The sequence below is a fragment of the Rubricoccus marinus genome, assembly GCF_002257665.1.
Lineage (GTDB): Bacteria > Bacteroidota > Rhodothermia > Rhodothermales > Rubricoccaceae > Rubricoccus > Rubricoccus marinus.
The window spans coordinates 370,502-387,774 of record NZ_MQWB01000001.1; the positions used below are offsets into that span (position 1 = coordinate 370,502).

At 70.0% G+C, this 17,273-nt stretch carries 10 protein-coding genes; 1 reads left to right on the forward strand and 9 read right to left on the reverse strand.

Features of this window, described 5'->3' with window-relative positions; translation table 11 throughout:
• Positions 1-48: 48 nt before the first annotated feature.
• The 4 genes from BSZ36_RS01500 to BSZ36_RS01515 all read right to left on the reverse strand — a co-directional run bounded on the left by BSZ36_RS01500 (position 49) and on the right by BSZ36_RS01515 (position 4,538).
• Positions 49-1,380: an AI-2E family transporter gene (locus BSZ36_RS01500; RefSeq protein ID WP_094545397.1), complete on the reverse strand. Its 1,332-nt coding sequence runs from the start codon at positions 1,378-1,380 to the stop codon at positions 49-51.
• On the reverse strand, positions 1,381-2,529 hold the full coding sequence (locus tag BSZ36_RS01505; RefSeq protein ID WP_094545398.1) for an MlaD family protein: 1,149 nt from the start codon (positions 2,527-2,529) through the stop codon (positions 1,381-1,383).
• Between the two features lie 165 nt (positions 2,530-2,694).
• A complete protein-coding gene (locus BSZ36_RS01510; RefSeq protein ID WP_094545399.1) occupies positions 2,695-3,495 on the reverse strand; it encodes an ABC transporter ATP-binding protein in 801 nt (266 codons plus the stop codon).
• Between the two features lie 98 nt (positions 3,496-3,593).
• A complete protein-coding gene (locus BSZ36_RS01515) occupies positions 3,594-4,538 on the reverse strand; it encodes an MlaE family ABC transporter permease (RefSeq protein WP_094545400.1) in 945 nt (314 codons plus the stop codon).
• A gap of 141 nt (positions 4,539-4,679) precedes the next feature.
• On the opposite strand from BSZ36_RS01515, the gene BSZ36_RS01520 reads away from it, so the two are divergent.
• Positions 4,680-5,231, forward strand: a complete 552-nt coding sequence (locus BSZ36_RS01520) for a J domain-containing protein (RefSeq protein WP_218827517.1) — start codon at positions 4,680-4,682, stop codon at positions 5,229-5,231.
• 44 nt (positions 5,232-5,275) lie between these two features.
• Here BSZ36_RS01520 and BSZ36_RS01525 read toward each other — a convergent pair whose 3' ends face one another.
• From BSZ36_RS01525 to BSZ36_RS01545, 5 genes are all read right to left on the reverse strand, one after another.
• Positions 5,276-10,690: a translocation/assembly module TamB domain-containing protein gene (locus BSZ36_RS01525; RefSeq protein ID WP_094545402.1), complete on the reverse strand. Its 5,415-nt coding sequence runs from the start codon at positions 10,688-10,690 to the stop codon at positions 5,276-5,278.
• A gap of 56 nt (positions 10,691-10,746) precedes the next feature.
• The gene (locus tag BSZ36_RS01530) at positions 10,747-13,044 is read right to left on the reverse strand and encodes a BamA/OMP85 family outer membrane protein (RefSeq protein ID WP_094545403.1); all 2,298 of its coding nucleotides are present in this window, start codon (positions 13,042-13,044) and stop codon (positions 10,747-10,749) included.
• Positions 13,045-13,133: 89 nt separating this feature from the next.
• A complete protein-coding gene (locus BSZ36_RS01535) occupies positions 13,134-14,387 on the reverse strand; it encodes a YihY/virulence factor BrkB family protein (RefSeq protein ID WP_179270961.1) in 1,254 nt (417 codons plus the stop codon).
• Positions 14,388-14,494: 107 nt separating this feature from the next.
• The gene (locus BSZ36_RS01540) at positions 14,495-15,583 is read right to left on the reverse strand and encodes a hypothetical protein (RefSeq protein WP_094545405.1); all 1,089 of its coding nucleotides are present in this window, start codon (positions 15,581-15,583) and stop codon (positions 14,495-14,497) included.
• Between the two features lie 159 nt (positions 15,584-15,742).
• Entirely contained in the window at positions 15,743-17,236 is a 1,494-nt protein-coding gene (locus tag BSZ36_RS01545; protein ID WP_094545406.1) for an ammonium transporter, read from the reverse strand.
• Between the last annotated feature and the right edge of the window lie 37 nt (positions 17,237-17,273).

Here is a 17,273-nt window from a genome sequence, read left to right on the forward strand (position 1 = left end):
ACCCCGTACCCCGTACCCCGTACCCCGTACCCCGTACCCGCCAGAGGCCTACGCCGCCTCTGGCGTCACGATCACCGGCTCCTCGCCCGCCGCGATGTCCAGCACGAACGCCTCGCGATAGGCCTCTACCGCGCTCGCCAGGAGCGCCGTCATCGGGACGGCGATGATGAACCCCACGAGGCCGAAAAAGGCGCTGAACACGAACAGCGAGAGCATCACCACGACCGGGTGGAGGCCCACCTGCTGGCTCATGATGTTTGGCGTGAGCAGCGACTGCTCGACAATGGCCTGACCGGCGAGGATGCCGATCACGATGGCGACATCGCCCAGCGTGCCGAAAAGCAGCATCAGCGAGATCCCGAACACGTACGTCAGGATGGAGCCGAGGCTGGGGACCATGTTGAGCAGCCCCGCCAGAAGCCCGAGCAAAAGCGAAAATGGCAGACCGAACAGCGCCGCCGGAATGCCCACGAGCAGCGCCGAGATGGCCGAAATCGTAAGCTGTCCCCGAAGGTAGCTACCGACCACGTGCGCGATCCGCGTCAGGTACGTCCGGTCGCCGCGGTAGCGGGGGAACAGCTTGACCAGACCGTCGCGGAGCTCCGCGTAGTCCTTGAGCGAGTAGTACAGAACGACGGGCAGCAGCGCCGCAATAGTGACCACGCCGATCAGCGCACCGACCGACTTGGTAAGGCTCCCGACGAGCGCCGGCAGGCTCCCGGCCACGGATTGGATCTGCTGCGGCAGGAACGTCCCCAGATCGGTCACAAGGGCCTCGCGCTCGATCAGGCCGGCCTCTTCCAGCGGATCCAGCGCACTCGTTCGGCCCACCCACTGTGGGAAGTCCGCCACGAGCCCCAGCGCGCTCGCGGCGAGGGATTCGATCTGTCCCACGAACGCGGGCACGAGCAGCAACAAGACCGCCGCAAAGGCGCCGACCGCGACAAAGGTGAGCGTGGCCGTCGAGGCCCAGCGCGGCACGTTCCACCGCCGCTCCGCCCAGTTCACGGCCGGATTCAGGAGGTACGCCAGCACGAACACGCCCACAAACGGCGCCAGCACGCCCGCCAGCGTCCGCACCATGTACACCGCGACAACGGCGCCGATCGCCAGGAGCATGGCGCGGCCCGCTTTGTGCGCCCGGATCGGCCACAGGAGAATCGCGCCCACGCCTGCCAGCACGAGCGGGTTGAGCCCGTCGCCCAACATGACCACCAGGAGCACCAGCGCGGCGAGTCCGCCCAGCGCCAGGAGCCCCTGCAACACCACGCCTCTGGCGCTCGGGGCCTCGCCAGGAGAACCTCCGGGAGGGGCGCCGCTCACGCCAGAGGCCTGGGCGGCGCGGGCCTCTGGCGGCGTGGCGAGGCCGCGGGTCTCCACCTATCGGTTGGCCGAAGGGCCACCGCCGGCCGGACGGCGGGCGGCTTCACCGGGGAGCATCGGGCGCGAGGCGCTGGTCTGGCGGAGCTCCTCGCGCAGGCGCTCGATCTCCTGGCGCAGCGCCTCCACTTCCTGCTCATCGCGGTAGACGCGGCGCTCGCGCTCTTCCAGGTCTTGCAGCGTCTCGGAGATCGCCTGCTCACGGATCTCGAACGGCGCCATCTCCAGGTAGCCGCGGTCCTCGAAGTAGCTCTTGAAGAGGAAGTTGTGCTTGCCGGCCTCCATCAGCTCCGAGAAGCGGAAGGCGCCGAGCGCGCCCCAGCCGGCGGCCTGCTCAAAGCGGTCCGTGATCGCGCGCACGTCGGCGGAGACGGTCTGGAACTGGGCGGCGGCGCCCTGCAGCTGCTCGGCGGTCTGGAGGAACGTGGTGTACACGTCGTCCTCGTTGAGGAAGCGCGCCACGGTCCCGTTGCCGGTGTTGACCTTGCCGATGATCTGGTCCACGCCGCGCGAGGCGTTCTCGGCGATCAGCGTGAGGTCGTCCGCGCGCTGGCCGAAGGAGCCGAGGAGGAGCCTGAACTCCTGCGTGGTCAGGACGGTCTCGTTGTAGAGCGCGTCGTCGTAGAGGAACCGGCCGACGGTGCCCTCGCCGCCGCGGACGTCGTTCATGATGCCCGCCAGCGCGACGGTGACGGAGTCGAAGCGCGAGACGCTGGTGAACAGGCGGTCGGTGACTTCGGCGAGCGCGAACGGATCGACGCCCTGGATGCGCCCGCCTTCTTGGATAGGCGGAAGCTCGGGGCTCCCGTCCGTAAGCGACACGATCACGTTGCCGACGAGTCCGTCGGTCTGGATCGCGGCCTTGCTATCGGAGCGGAGCAGTTGGCGCGCCTCCTCCTTGATCGCGAGGCGGACCGAAATGGGCTCGCCCGGCGCGTCGGGGAGCTGGACGCGCTGCACGCGGCCCACCGAGATGCCGTTGTAAAACACGTCGGCTCCCTGCTGGAGCCCGGCCACGTCGTTGAAGTCCGCCTGGACCGTGAACGTATCCGCGAAGAGGTTCTTCTGGGAGCCGATGATGAAGATCGCCGCCACGAGGGCGACAAGCCCGAGGGTGACGAGGAGGCCGAGACGTGCCTGACGTGCCATGAGTGCGAGTGCGTGTATCGCGCCCCAACGGGACGCTCAGGACGTTACGTGCTCCGCCTCTGGCGTGCAAGCGGGGAAAGGAGGGAAGCGCGGACGGTTCGGCCTCTGGCGCCAGGGGGCCGCGCAGCTTTTGCTCCTTGCTCCTTGCTCCTTCGCGCCAGAGGCTTAGGCGCTGCCGTAGGCCTCGGTCCCCTGGAAGAACTCCTCCAAGACCGGGTGCTTCTCTTTGCGCACCTCGTTGAGCGAGCCCGAGGCGATAATTTTCCCGTCGTAGATGAAGAACGCCCGGTCGGTGATGATCTCGGCGGCGAGGAGGTCGTGCGTGATGGCGACCGACGTGATGCCGCGCGTGTCGCGGAGCTTGACGATGAGGTCGGCGACGACGCGGACGCTGACGGGGTCGAGGCCCGTCGTGGGCTCGTCATACAGGATGATGTCCGGCCGGAGGATGAGCGTGCGCGCCAGCCCGATGCGCTTTTTCTGACCGCCCGAAAGCTCGGCCGGGTACTGGTGCTTGGTCTGCGGCAGGTTCACGTCCTCCAGGCTCTCCTCCACCAGGTCGTTCTTCTCGCCCTTGGAGAGCTTGGTGTGACGGTCCAGGAAGAACCGCATGTTCTCGTAGACCGTCATCGAGTCGAACAGCGCGCCGCCCTGGAAGAGGTAGCCCAGGCGGAGCCTCTTGCGGTCGAGCGGGTCGCCGCTCATCAGGTCGATGCGGTCGCCGAGCACCCAGACCTCGCCGCGGTCGGGCTTGAGCAGCCCCACGATGTGCTTGGTGAGCACGCTCTTGCCCGTACCGGAGCCGCCCAGGACCACGCCGCTCGTGCCGCGCTCCACGGCGAGGCTGATCCCCTTGAGCACCTCCTTCGTGCCGAACGCTTTGTGGACGTTCCGCATCTCGATCGCGACGTTTTCGGGCGGCGGCGGCGCGTTGCCGGTGACCGGCTCGTGTTCGGGGTCCTCCATGTCAGTAGGGCGGTCGTCGGTGGGTCGGTCGGGCCTCTGGCGCCAGAGGCCGCGCGCGGGGGGATTCCAGGGCGCGAGCTACGGCGCGTGGACGCCGGTCAGGCGGCGTTGGAGATGTCGCCGAAGATCATGATCGAGATGCGCACCCAGATCACGTCGGTGACGAGGATGAGGAGGCTGCTCACCACCACGGCTTGCATGGCTGCGCGGCCCACCTCGCGGGTGCCGCCGCGCACGTTGTAGCCCAGGAAGCAGCTCACGATGCCGACGATGAAGCCGAAGAGTGCCGTTTTACCGGTGTCCGAGACCACGTCCGCGATGCGGAGCGAGTCGAACGCCGTAGCGATAAAGACGCGGATGTCCATCCCGCCCGAAAGCGTGGCTTCCAGGTAGCCGCCAGCGAGGGCCAGTACGTCGGTGATAAGCGTCATGATGGGGAACATGATGACGCAAGCGAGGACGCGCGTGATGACGAGGTAGTGGAACGGCTTGAGCGCCGCCACCTCCAGCGCGTCGATCTGCTCGGTCACGCGCATCGAGCCCAACTCGGCGCCCATGCCGGCGCCCAGGCGTCCGGCGAGCACAAGGCTCGTGAGCACCGGCCCGATCTCTTTGATCACGCTCAGCGCGAGCATCGACGGCAGGAAGCTCTCAGCGCCAAAGCGCGCGAGCGTGCCGCGGCTCTGCATCGCGAGAACGATGCCGATGGCGAAGCCGACCACGCCGGTCAGCATGAGGCTTTTGGAGCCCACCTCATCCATCTGGTTGAACAGCTCCTTGATCTCGTACGGGCGCCGCCACACCCGCGCGAAGTAGCGCCACGTGAAGCTGAAGAACGCGCCCGCGCGGTCGAAAAACCCGCCGCTGGCGGCCACGACGGCGCGCGTCTCGGCCTCGATCTCAAGGGCCTTCTGCTCGAAGTCCTTCTCTTGGAGGATCTTCTCGTTGAGGCGAGAGCGCCGCGAGCTGCGGAGCCGCTGCGTGAGCGAGTCCGAGAGGGCGGGCAGAGGGCCGTCTGGAGTGGGCTGGACCGGGGGCTCCATGCGAGGTCGGAGGGGAAAGGGGAGGGTAACCCGTACGGGCTCAAAAGTCGAGAGGGGAGATCCTGAATGGGCCGCCGGGCCTCTGGCGCGCCGGGATTGCAACCCGCGCGGGGGTTGCTGGAACCCCACCCCGTCCACGCGGTGAGCGCCTCTCGTTACAAGAGGCTCAACGCGGCACGCCGCCGCAGCGTGCCCCGCTTTTGCTCCCTCGTGGCCGACTCCCGCGATCCGTTCCGAACGCTCCGCCTGCCTTACACCGCAGGGCCGACCGACGTACGCCAGGCCTTCCGGCGCCTCGCCTGGGAAGTGCACCCCGACCGGGGCGGCTCGGCGCGCGACTTCCACGACGTCCGCGTCGCCTACGGCGCGCTCACCCAAGACCTCGAAGGCGCCCGTCGCCTCTGGCGCCCCCCGCCAGAGGCCGCGCACTCGCGCTACGCCGCCGGCCTGGACCCCAGTGAGTACCCGACCTGCCCGATCCGCGTCACGTCGGAGCGCGGGCGGCGGACCGTGGCGTACGACGTAGGCGCCCGCCCGCCGGAGTGGACGCCGACCCGAACCCCGCCGCCCGGCGGCACCTGCGTCGCGCGCGCCGAGGCGACCGAGGACACGCCCGCGTTCGGCGTCTGGACCGTTCCGCTGGACGATCACCGCTTCCGCTGCGTCTTCGGCCCGCCTCCCGCCGACACGTAGCGCTCAGGCCTCTGGCGCCAGAGGCCCATGGAGATCGCCAGGGGCTACCAGGCGATCTCCGTGCGGAGGCCGCCGCCGATGCCGCGCTCGCCGGAGTACTCGCCCTGCGCCAGAAGCCAGCTGTAGAGCTCGTAGTCCAGACCGGCCACGAAGCGGGTGTCATCGGTCGCGCTCCGGTCGGTCGGGCTCGGGACCACGACGTAGCCTAGCGAGGTGAAGAGGTCGCTCGTGAGGTACTTCCCGATGCGGATCACCAAGTCGGAGCCGTCGGAGTCGATCTCGACGAGGTCCAGGCCCAGGGCTTCACTCGCGACGCCTTCGACCAGGCCGGAGATCTGGCCCAGCGCCAGGCCCGTGCCCAGGCCCGTGACGGCGTTGGCGCCGAAGAGGTCGCCGGAGAGCTGTCCCGTCGCGATCACCGAGACGATGTCGGCGGGGTCCGAAAGCTGCGGACTGCTGAGGCGGATCTCGGGGTTCTGGTCCAACTGGCCGATCACGCGCAGGTCGATCTCGATGGGGGATCGGACCGAGCCTTGTTTAAGCTTCGCGTCCAGCGTGGCCAGCAGGTCCACCCTGGCGCCCAGGGCGGAGCCGCCGTCGAAGACGAGCGTGCCGCGCTGGAGCTCGAACCGCTTGCCCAGCGTTTCCACGTTGCCGCGCACGAGGTTGATGGTGCCCGAAAGGTTGCTGCCGTCCGCGAACGGGCGCTTGGACGCCTCCACGTCTCCGCTGAACTCGATGGCGAACGGCAACCCGGACTCGCTGCGGATCCATACGTTGCGACGGATCTCGACGTCCAACTCGTAGTCCAGCGCGTCGGTAAAGCGGCTCACGGCGGTATCGCGCCTGGTGATGCGGCGGCCGAAGCGCGCCTCTACCAAGCGGAGCTGTTCGTTGGTGAGCTCGACGGGCTCCAACTCGGGCGGGACCAGCTCGTCCGTGAGGTAGATGTCGCCAGAGGCCAGCACGACCGAGCCGCGTAGGACGGGGTTTTGAAGCGTGCCGGTAAGGCGGAGCGGGCGGCTGCCGCGGTCCAGAACCAGGCGGTCATACGTCCGCGTGTCGATGGCGACGAACTCGCTGGGCTGGATCGTGAGGTCCAACTCGCCGACCGACAGCTCCTGTAGCGTGATATCGCCCGTGACGGCCAGCTTGGTGTCGGTCGCGCTCGTGTCAGGGCTCGTGATCCGCACATCCTCCAAGAGGATCCGGTTGCCCTCGAAGCCGAGGTCAGCGTAGAGCGGGGCGTACGTCATGCCCGTCGCCGCGACGCCGAGGCGCCCGCCGGTGAGCAGCGCGTTGCCCGTCAGGTCCGGGGCCTCTTGCGTGCCCGAGATGGTAACGTCCGCGCGGAGCGTGCCGCCGATGTCGGTGTAGCCTCTTGCGGCGAGGAACGGCTGCGCCCACGCAACGGGGAACGCGCCCGCTTGGAGACGGATCTGGACGCCCTCGTCCCCGGCGGCGTCTTTGAGTTCGGGGCTTCCGCCCGCGAGCGAGAAGTTGGTCGGGACATATCCCGTGATGAGGAGCTCCTCGCCGTCGCGGTGCGTGAGCACGGCGTCCAGGTCCAGCCGGCCGCTGGCGTAGTTCACCTGGGCATCCATCGCGCCAAAGAGCTCACCGTTGGAGGCGAGGTCTTCAAGCGTGATGGCGCCGTCGAGCAGCGGCGCCTCCGCCGGGCCGGTGAGGAGCAGCGTCGCGGAGAGCGTGCCGTCCAGGCTACCAAAGCCGACGAGGTCGGTGAGCACGCCGATGTCGACCTCCTCGGCGGTGAGCACGAAGTTCTGCTCGCCGTTCATGTTCAGCGTGCCGTCGGCGGCGATCTGCTGACCCGTCTCGGCGCTCTGAAGGAGCAGGCCGCGAACGCGGATCACGTCCCCGATCAGGATGCTGCTCTCCTGCGCGAGGGACCACCGCGTATCGCCCAGGCGGAAGTCCGCGCGCTCCAGCAGCAACCCGAGCGCGCCCGGCGCCACGTCCGGCTCCGGGTCGATCTCGACGCGCGCGTTGAACGCCACGTCACGGTCCTGGTCCACGATGACGTTGCCCGCGAGCTGGATGTCCTCGCCGTCGTAGCTCCCGGTTAGCTCCCCGCTCTGGACGCGGAGCGAAGCCGTTTGGAGCAAGTCAAACCTGGCATCGAGCTGTACGCTGAGCCCGCTACCGTTGAGGAGTTCCTGCGGGTCCACCGTCGCCGCCAGCGTGGCGTCGAGCCCGGTGAGAAGGAGGTCGCCAGCGGCGAAGGTGCGGGCCTCGGCCGTCCCGTTGATGCTGAGCGGCTCGCCGGCGAGCCCCTGGATGCGGAGGTCGAGCGCGACGCGGTCGGCGGTGAGCGGCCGGTTGGCGTAGGCGGAAAGCGGGGAGAGGTCAGCGGCTTCGCCGACGAGGTGGAAGTCGGTCGCGGCGGTCGTGTCGAAAACGGCGATCTGGCCGCCGCCGTTGAGCGTCGCGATGTCCGATTGGAGCAGGAGCGTGTCCAACCGGAGCGTGCCGCGGTCCAGCGCGAAGTCCAGCGTGAGCGCTTGGATCTGCGCGAACGCGATGGCGGACGGCTGCGCCACGATCTCGCCAGAGGCCACGGCCTCCAGAGGGTCGAACCCGACGCCTTCGACGTTGAAGTCGGCGGAGAGTTGGAGCGGCTGCGTGGGGGCCGAGGGCAGCAGCGCGTTGACATCCAAGAACTCCGTGCGGCCGGTCAGCGCGTAGGTGGGCTCCTCGGCAAAGGGCCGGCCCTGGAAGACCGCGTACAGCGAGCTGGCCTCTGGCGCCTCGGCGCCCGCGATGGCCGAGGCCGTGGGCACAAAGCGGAGGTCGACCGTCGCGCCAACGGCACCGTCGTTGAGCGAGAACGAGATCTGCCCGCCCGAGACCTCGGCGGCGTTGATGGTGGAGGGCCGGAGCGTGATCACGCCCGAGCCATCGGCGACTTCGGGATCGAAGCCGGAGATCGCCCCGCGGAAGCAGCCGTTGAGGTCGGTGTAGAGGTCCGGGTTGTCGGTCAGGCGGCCCACGTCCAGGCCGTTAAAGCACGTGTTCTCGCCCAGCGCGAACGACGGGTTGGCGTCGAACGGCCGCCCGGTCACGTCGAGCGCGAACTGCCCTTCAGGCAGCGCGACCGTCCCGCCAACGGCGAGCGCGCCAGAGGCCAGGCGGAAGGTGAGGTCCGCGCCGTCGATGTCGCGCGTGCCGTAGTAGCCGGAGGCGAGGTTGAGCGTGCCGCTCGTGGTCAGCGTCTGCGGGTCGATGCCCGAGCCTCTGGCGGTAAACGTGCCGCTCAGGTCCGAGGACTGCTCCTCGTTGCCCGTGATGGCGGCCACGTTGAGGCGCGTGAACGAGCCGCTGGCGTCGTAGGTCAGCGGGTCTGCAAAGGGGCGCGCGGTGCCCGTTGCGGTGAACGCCCCGGTGTCGCCCAGGTCGGCGGCGGCGCTAAAGGTGAGCCCGCCGTTGCGCAGGCGGGCGTCCACGTTTGCGCTGGCCACGCGGAGGCCTTCGGCGCCAACCGGGAGGCGGCTGGGCGCGAGGCGGAGCGTCGCGGCGATGTCGGACGCCTGTGGGTCGAAGCCGCTGCCTTGCAGCGTAAACGAGCCGGTGATGTCGGAGGCCTGGTCCGGGTTGCCGGTCAGCGTCGCGAGGTCGAGGTTGGTGAACTGGCCCTGCGAGACGCGGTAGGGGATGGGCTCATCGGTGAGGTCCGCCGTGCCGACGGCTTCGAGGCGCCCGCCAGAGGCCAGGCGAACGTCGGCGTCGAAGGCGGCTAGGCCGCCGCGGAACGTGGCGTCGAGCTCGCTGCCGGCGAGGCGGAGGATGCGCCCGTCGGTGCCGACGGGGAACGCGGCGTCGTCCAGCGTGACGGCCGCGCTGCCGATGAGGGTTTGCAGCGAGGTCCCGCGTCCCTCAATCGCGAAGTCGCCGCGCAGCCGCGCTTGTTTGGTCGGGTCGCCCGTCAGGCGCGCGAGGTCGAACTCGGAGATCGTGCCCGTCGTCTCGACCGACGGCACGCGGTCGAACGGCCGCGCGGCGCCTCTGGCGCGGGCGATGAGGCCAGGCACGGCGGCGTCGGCGCGGAAGTCGACGGCGCCCGTCCGGAACGAGCCGTCCACGCGCAGCCGCTCCACGACCTGCGCGCCCACGCGGCTGTCGTTGAGCGCGAGCTCGAACGGGCCGGTCAGCGCCTCTGGCGAGCGGCCCCGGAGGTCGGCGGTCACGGTCCCATTGAGGTCCGCCTCCAGAGCGGGGTTGCCCAGAAGCGCGGCTGGGTTGAGGTTGCGGAGCTCGCCGTTGACGCGCGTCGCCAGAGGCCCGCCGTCGGGCTGGATGTCGATCTGGCCGTCCAGGACGACCGTCGCGGGGCGGGCATTCCCGGTCTCGGGGTCCAGCGAGCCGCGCAGCGTGAAGTCCAGCCGCTCGCCGTCGGAGTCGGCGGTGAGGCGTACGCGGGGACGGCCGTAGATGGAGAGCCCTGTAAAGGCGCGGGCGTCGGCGAGGGCGAACGGCTGGGCCTGGAGGTTGGCCTCAAACGCGGGGATCGCGTTGTTGTCGCCTTCCTGCGGGAAGCGGAACACGGCGTCTCCCTCGACGCTCGTGCCGGCCTCGCTCGTCAGCGCGAGGTCGCGCAGGGCGAGCCTCTCGCGCGAGAACGCGCCCGCCCCGGCAAGCGTGAGCGCGGCGGCGGGGCCGCCGCCGCCAGAGGCCTCGGGCGCGAAGGCCTGAAGCGAGACGCCGTCAATGGCGGCGACGAGGCTGTCCGGGCTAGAGTGGAAGGCGCTGGCGCGTAGCGTGAGGTCGCGCACGACGATCACGGAGTCGCGGTCCGGGTTGTACCAGCGGAGCTCGGCGAGGCCGCGCTGCACGCCCAACTCGGCGATGTCGACGACGAAGCCGCTTTGGGTGGAGTCGTCCTCGGCGGGCTTGAGCAGGCCGGAGACGTTGAACGTGCTGTCCGGCCTCTGGCGCACGAAAACCGATGGCCCCTTGACGTACAGCTGGCTGGCCGAAAACCGGGAGCGGAGCAGCGTTTTGAGGTCGTACTCCACCAGCACGGTATCGACCGTCGCGACGGTCTCCCCGTAGCGGACGACCTTGAGGCCGAGAAGCCGCGCGCCGGTCCAGAAGTTGCCCTCCAGGCGCTCCACGCTTACCTCGGCGTCGTCCGCGAGGAGGTTCGCGATCTGGTCCACGGCGATGCTCTGGATGCGTACGCGCGCCGCCTCGGTCCGCACCAGCAGGTACAGCCCGCCCGCGAGCACCAAGAGGCCGACAAGCGCCGCCGCGCCCCACCGGAGGACGACGTCGCCCAGCGAGCGCCGTCCCGCCTCTGGCGCCGCGCCAGAGGCGCCGCCGTCCGAGACGGGCGCGCCGCTCGGAGCGGCCCCGTCGCCAGAGGCGCCTGTACCCGCTGCGCCCTGGGCGCCGGCGTCGGCGCCCGAGGGGTCGGGGGAGCGGGTGGGATCGGTGGGCATGGAGGCCTAACGTTGGGATCGCCGGTCTGTTTGCCGGGCGAGAGAGAAAGTCAGGGCTAGAACGACTGCCCGAAGGTGATCTGCAACTGGAGGCGGCGGGCCTGCGGGATCAGGCCGAAAAAGCCCTTCGACGGCGCGACGCCCTCGAAGTCAAACGCCTGACCGTTGCGGGCGGCGTCGGCAAACCCGGCGTCGCAGAACAGCGCGCCGCTGTCGTCCGGAACCGCGCCTCTGGCGTCGGTCGGGCCGCAGAAGATCTGCTCCGGGTTGCGGAGGTCGAAATAGGACGGGTTGAGCTTGACGCCGAGCGCGAAGCCGACGAACCCGATGGGCGTCAGGTATTGCAAGCCGGCGCCCGTCGCCACGCGGAGGCCGCCCTCGTTGCGGAGGATGTCCTCCAAGTCCTCCGTCGCCTGGCTCGCGCCAAAGGCCTCGTCCAGGTCGAAGTCGGCGGCGGCGGAGATCATGCCCGCGTCTACGAAAACGTTGGAGCCCCACTGGGGGCCTAGGAAGAACGGGAGGTTCAGCTGAACGGAGCCGAACAGCTTCCGCGTGCCGCCGATTCCCGCGTAGCCCGTCACGGTCGTGTCCTGCCGCGTGACCTCGCCGCGGCTGCCCAGCACGTCCGCGATGCGGAAGTTGATGACCTTCGGGCCGAGCTGCGTTACCGCCCAACCGCGCACGTCGGTCGCGCCGCCGCCGTAGAAATACTGGTCGCGCAAGAGGACGTAGGCGATCGGGTTCGACAGCGTGGTCCCACCATAGGTCGAGAACGCGCCAACGGTGCCCTTAGCGGTCAGGCCGGTGCGGTCGCCGAAGGGGTAAAACGCCGAGGCGCTGAGCGCGCCGCGGGCGTACTGGTAGTCCGTCGCCAGAGGCGTCGCCACGCGCGCCGACGGCCGCAGGATGACGCCGCTGCGCGGTTGCAGCGGGTTGTCCACGAAGCCTGCCGTTACGTCCACGCCAACGGCGGTGGTGGTCACGGCAAGCGTGCTGTCGCCCTGGAGGATGTTGCGGAGGTCGAAGAACCCGTTCGTAGCCGTACCGAAGGGGTCCACGCGGCGGTTCTGGAAGCTCGCGTTGACGGCTGCCGTTTGGAGCGTGGAGCGCGTGAACAGCAGCGTGTTCGTTAGGCTGGCCGAGACCGAGCGCTCGATCTCGTCGTTGCGCGAGCGGACGGCGGGCGTGAGCGTGTAGGAGAGTGCGCGGTAGCCCACGTATGGCTGCCGCAGCGCGAGGGAGGCGCGATAGTCGTAGAGCCCGTCCACGACGTTGCTCTGGTCGAGGATGCCCGTCCGTGCTTCGATGGTGGCCGTCGCGTTGCGGGCGCCGCCAAACGCGTTGCGGTGCGTGGCTTCTAGCCGGCCGGTCACGCCGCCCTCGGTGAAGTACCCGCCGAAGGCGCGGAGCACGCGCAGCGGCGCCTCCCGAACCCGGACGATGATCGTCGCCGTGGAGTCGTACGGGGGCGACTGGGGTTCCACGTCGACCGTTGCAAGCTGGAAGACGCCGAGGCCGAAGATCTCGCGTTGCCCCACGGCGAGATCGCCTGCATCGAAGGGGTCGCCGGGCCGGAACGGGAGCTCGCGGAGGATGACGTTGTCCGTGATGTTCGCCTGCGCGGTGGAATCAACGCGCTCGATCACGATCTCGCCGTAGGTCGTCGGAGGCCCCGGGGAGACCTTGAGGCGGACCGTTGCGGCCAGGCCGGTCGAGTCGATAAAGCGTTCGTAGCTGACATCGGCCCAGGCGTAGCTGCGCGTGCGGAGCCACTGGCGCGTCCGGTTCTGGAGCGAGACGAGGCTGAACTCGGTCAGGCGCTCGCCGGTTTGGAGCCCCAGCGTCTCCACGTAGTCCAGCCATTCCTCGCGCAACTCCGGCATAAGCGACTCGGTCACGGGCGGCGCGGAGGGCTTGCCGAACTCCACGCCTTCAAGCACCAGCGGCGGGCCCTCGGCGATCTGGAACGTAACGCCTGCCGCGTTGCGGGCGGTGTCCAGGTCCACCGTGTAGTCCACGAGCGAGCGGGGAAAGCCGTTGCGTTCGTAGTAGCGCTGAAGGCGCACCACGTCTTTCTGCAGCTCGATGGGGTTGAGCGGGTGCGGCGGCGGCGCGCCGGGACTCAGGTACCGCCACGGGGCCTTCTCGAAAAACGTCGGCGCCGTGGTCGCGACCTGGAGCTCAAGCGACGCGGGGTCCAGCGTCAGGCTCCCGTCAACGGCCTCGAACGAGAGCGCGGACACCTGCGTGTCGTCGTTGACGAACACCAGCGGGGCGCCCTCTTGAGCCGCCGCGCCAGAGGCAACGAGACCGACCACGAAGGCCGCGACGAAAGAGAGGCGGGAGAAGGGCACGCAGGGCGCTCCGGAGCACGGAGCGAGCAGTCGAGAGAAGGGCCGGAAGCTACGGCAGAACGCGTGTTTCAGATAAGATTGCGCCTCCGTCAACCTTTCGCGGAGGCGGGAGGCGTGGCCGGCACCGGCTCAGGATCCTGCGGGCCGCCAGAGGCCTCTGGCGGGAGCGGGAGAGGGGCCGGTGCGGGGAGGCCGGGCGTGGCCTCTGGCGTCGCCGCGCCGTCGCCGGAGGCGGGGGAGCCGCCAGAGGCGTCGGCGTCGGCCGTCGTGTCCGAGGCGCCTTCGGGGTGAGCGCTGTGGCGGCGGATGCCGAACCGTTTCCAGATGCGCCGGAGGGCGTTACGGCGCGGCCGGTGGCGCTTCTCATGCAGCGTGGTGACGACGGCGCCGATCACGAGGATGAGGCCGGAGAGGTACACCCAGAACACGAACGCGAGGATGAGCCCGAACGCCCCGCCGAGGCCCCCGAGGCTGTCGCTGGCCCCGCCGGCGGCGTCGGCAACGCCAGAGGCCGCGTCCGCGACGGCGTTCGCCACGTCGGCGGTGGCGTCGGTGGTTTTGCCGGAGGCCGCGTAGCGGTCAAACTTGCCGATGTGCGTGGCGTAGATGGCGAAGCCGTTTTTGGCGCTTTCGAAGAGGACCGCCGAGACCGAGGCGCCCCAGATAGCGCTGCGCCACGGCGGGTGCGGCCGGGGGATGAAGTAGTAGAGCTGCACGATCATGCCCAGCGTGATCGTGAAGGGGAGCCCTTTGGTGAGGACGAACTCGGTGAACTGGTCCAAAAACGCCGTGCTCAAGCCCCACTCGGCGCCGTACTGCCGCGCGATCTGGGTGCCGACCGTGAGCGCGAACGAGATGAGGAACAGGCTGCCCACCTGGAGCACCATCCGCATATCGAACACGTAGCCCTTGAGGATGGAGCGCATCTGGTGGCGGTCGCCGCCCATCGCCATCCCGATCACGTAGCGGAGCGTGGAGAGCAGCGTGATGACCGTCACGAGAAAGGCCCCGGCACCGACGAAGGTGAGGCCGCCAGAGGCCGACTGCAACTGCTGCACGAGGTTGACGAGCGGCTCGCTCTGGCCTGCGGGCAGGAAGTCCCGCAGGAAGTCCGTGACGATCCGCGAGGGCTCATCCTGCCGCAACACCAAGCCGAACACGCCTGTGGCCAGCAGGATCAGCGGCAGCAGCGTGATGAACACCTTGAAGGCGATCGCCTGCGCCCAGATAAAGATGGGCAGCGTGAAGAGCGATTTCGCCAGCCCGGAGCCGTAGTACTTCCCCGTCCGCGCGATGGCGCGGCCGATGGTCGTCGGGGAGGGGGGACTGGGCAGGACGGACATGCGACGCACAGGATACGGACGTGCGCTGCCAGAGCGGCCTCTGGCGCCTGTAGGGCAATTCCCCATCTCGCAAGAGGCCTGGGGTGGGAGGCTGGCTTGCTCCCGCGCTAGCCCCGCGCGAAGCGGTCGCCGGCGGCGACGTAGAAGAACAGCCGGTGCGCCTCGGCCTCGCGGGCGCGGTCGCCAGCATCGTAGCGCGCCTGGGCGGCGTTGGCCGCGACGGAGAGCCCGCCGATGGCGAGCCCCACGGCGTGGGTCAGCGCGTCCGGCCCGGCCACGGCCAGCGCGAGCGCCGGCGCCGCCAGAGGCGCCAGCAGCGCTGGGCGGTCGGCGTAGCGCGAGACGAGGGCGCGGAGGTAGCCCGTGCTCTGGATCGCGTCGCGGATGTCCTCGACGGCGGGGGCCACGTCGCGGCGGTAGACCTGCTCGGCGTCTCGCGCGAAGTCGGCGTCCCACGGATCGCGGCGGGGGGCGCCTCTGGCGATGGCCTCGGAGAACTCCAGGACGGCGCCGCGGAAGCGCGCCAGAGGCGCGTGGAGGTCGGCGCGGACGTCGAGCGTCTCGGCAACGGTCGCGAGGTCGAAAAGGGGGAGCCGCTCCACCAACTGCGCGGCGAGCGCGATGTGCCGGGCCTGGTGCGCCCGCCCCGGCGAGAGGTCCAGCCTCTGGCGGAGGGCCTCGCCCGTCGCGCCGTCCAGCAGCGGGTACGTCACGCCAGAGGCCACGGCGTCGGTCACGCGCGCGGCGTAGTGGTCCGAGGTGCAGGCGGCGAGGTCGGCGGGGAGTTCGGCGCCGGCCAGGTCCACGATCTCCAGCGCCCCGGCGCGCTCGGCGACGGCCAACTCGTCCAGCCCGCTGGATTGTGCAGCACGGTCCAGCCGGCCTCGGAACGCGCGCCAGAGGTGCCGGACCGTCGCGGCCACGTCGGGCTCGCCCAGCCGCTCCCGCATCGCCAGGGGCGCCGCGCCCAGCCCGAGGTCGTCGGCGAGGCTCGCGAGCAGGTCCAGCCTCTGGCGCGGCGTGGAGGCCAGGGCGGCGTCCGCCAGGAGCCGCCGCAAGAGGCTCGCGCCGGGGCTGACGAGCGCGACGCGGTCGCCGTAGAGGAGCCCCGCGCGGACGAGAGCGACTTCGGCGGCGAGGTCCGGGACGCCCTCGGGCGGGCCGCAGGCGACGGTGACGTGGAACGGGGCGGTCATGGCCCAGGATGAGGCCTCTGGCGTGCCACGTCGGGTGTCAGCGGGCAGGGCGCTCCTTTAGCCTCTGGCGCCAGAGGCCGCCTCGTTAGCTTCGGCGCATTCTCCCCTGGTAGTGGCGGCGCTGGGCGAGTCGCGGACGGCTCGGGTGGTGCTGGTGCGCTAACCCGGTCCGCCGCGCGCGGCGTCGTACGCGTTCCAGGTGGGCGGGGCCGCCAGCCAGGGCGTGTTGAGCGCCGGCATCGGCGTGGGAGCCGGGCGCTCCAACGCCGTGCTGGAGGTGAGCGCGAGCGTCGGCTCCACGATCGCGCCGTCGCCGCTCGTGGTGGTAAACGAGAACGAGTCGCCAGAGGCGCTCGTGGCTGCGGAGAACGGCACGAACTCCGGGTAGGCGACGGTCCCGTGCTCGTGCAGGTCCAGCCCGCCCTGCTCCACGTCGCGGTCGATGCGGAGGCCCATCGTGGCGTCGAGCAGTTTGAACAGACCGAAAGCGAGCGGGAACGTCCACGCGAACGCGGCGCCTACACCCACCGCCTGCACGCCGAACTGCGCGAGGCTCGGGCCGCTAGAGGCAAACAGTGCGACGGCCAGCGTGCCCCACGCGCCGCACACGCCGTGAACGGCGACGGCGCTGACCGGGTCGTCCACGCCGCGGCGCTCCAGCAGGCCTGTGGCCACAACGACGAGCACGCCCGCGAGGCCGCCGACCGCCAGCGCTCCGATGGGCGCGACCACGTCGCAGCCGGCGGTGATGCCGACGAGGCCCGCGAGAACGCCGTTCAGCGTCTGGCCCACATCGGGCATCCCGCCACGCACCCACGTGTAGGCCATCGCGGCGAGGGCGCCAGCGGCGGCGGAGAGGAACGTGTTGACGGCGATCAGCGCGAGGGCCGTGCTGCCCGCGCCGGTACTCCCGGCGTTGAAGCCGAACCAGCCGAACCACAGGATGAACACGCCCAGCGCCGCCAGAGGCAGGCTGTGGCCAGGGATCTCGCGCGGGGCGCCGGTCTCGTCGTACTTGTCCGCGCGCGGGCCGACCGCGATCGCGCCGGCCAGCGCCGCCCAGCCGCCAACGCTGTGGACGACCGTCGAGCCCGCGAAGTCGTGGAAGCCGAGGCCTTCCAGCCAGCCGCCGCCCGCGAACAGGCTGCCCCACGCCCAGCCGCCGAAAATCGGGTAGATGAACGCGCACAGCACGACCGAGACCACGAGGTACGCCGCGAAGTTGACGCGCTCCGCGACCGCGCCGGAGACGATCGTCGCCGCTGTGGCGGCGAACACGGCCTGGAAGAAAAAGAAGAGGTACGTCCACGACGCCTCGCCCTCCAGACCCGTCAGCCCAAACCCGCTCGTGCCGATAAGGCCGCCCGCGCTCGGCCCGAACATCAGCCCGAAGCCGACCACGAAGAACACGATGGCGCCCGCGCTCGCGTCCATCACGTTCTTCATGATGATGTTCGCCGCGTTCTTGGCGCGTGTCAGCCCGGTCTCCAGCAGGGCGAAGCCTGCCTGCATGAGGAACACCATCGCGGCGCAGACGGCGATCCACACGTAGTCCAGGTTGACCTGAACCGCAGCGGCCTCTGGCGGGAGCGCGTCCTGCGCGAGGGCGAGAGTGGGCGCGAAAAGAAAGGCGAGGCAGGCAAGACGCTTCATGTTCTACGGTGAGCGCGACGGGGCGCAGTAGGAATGA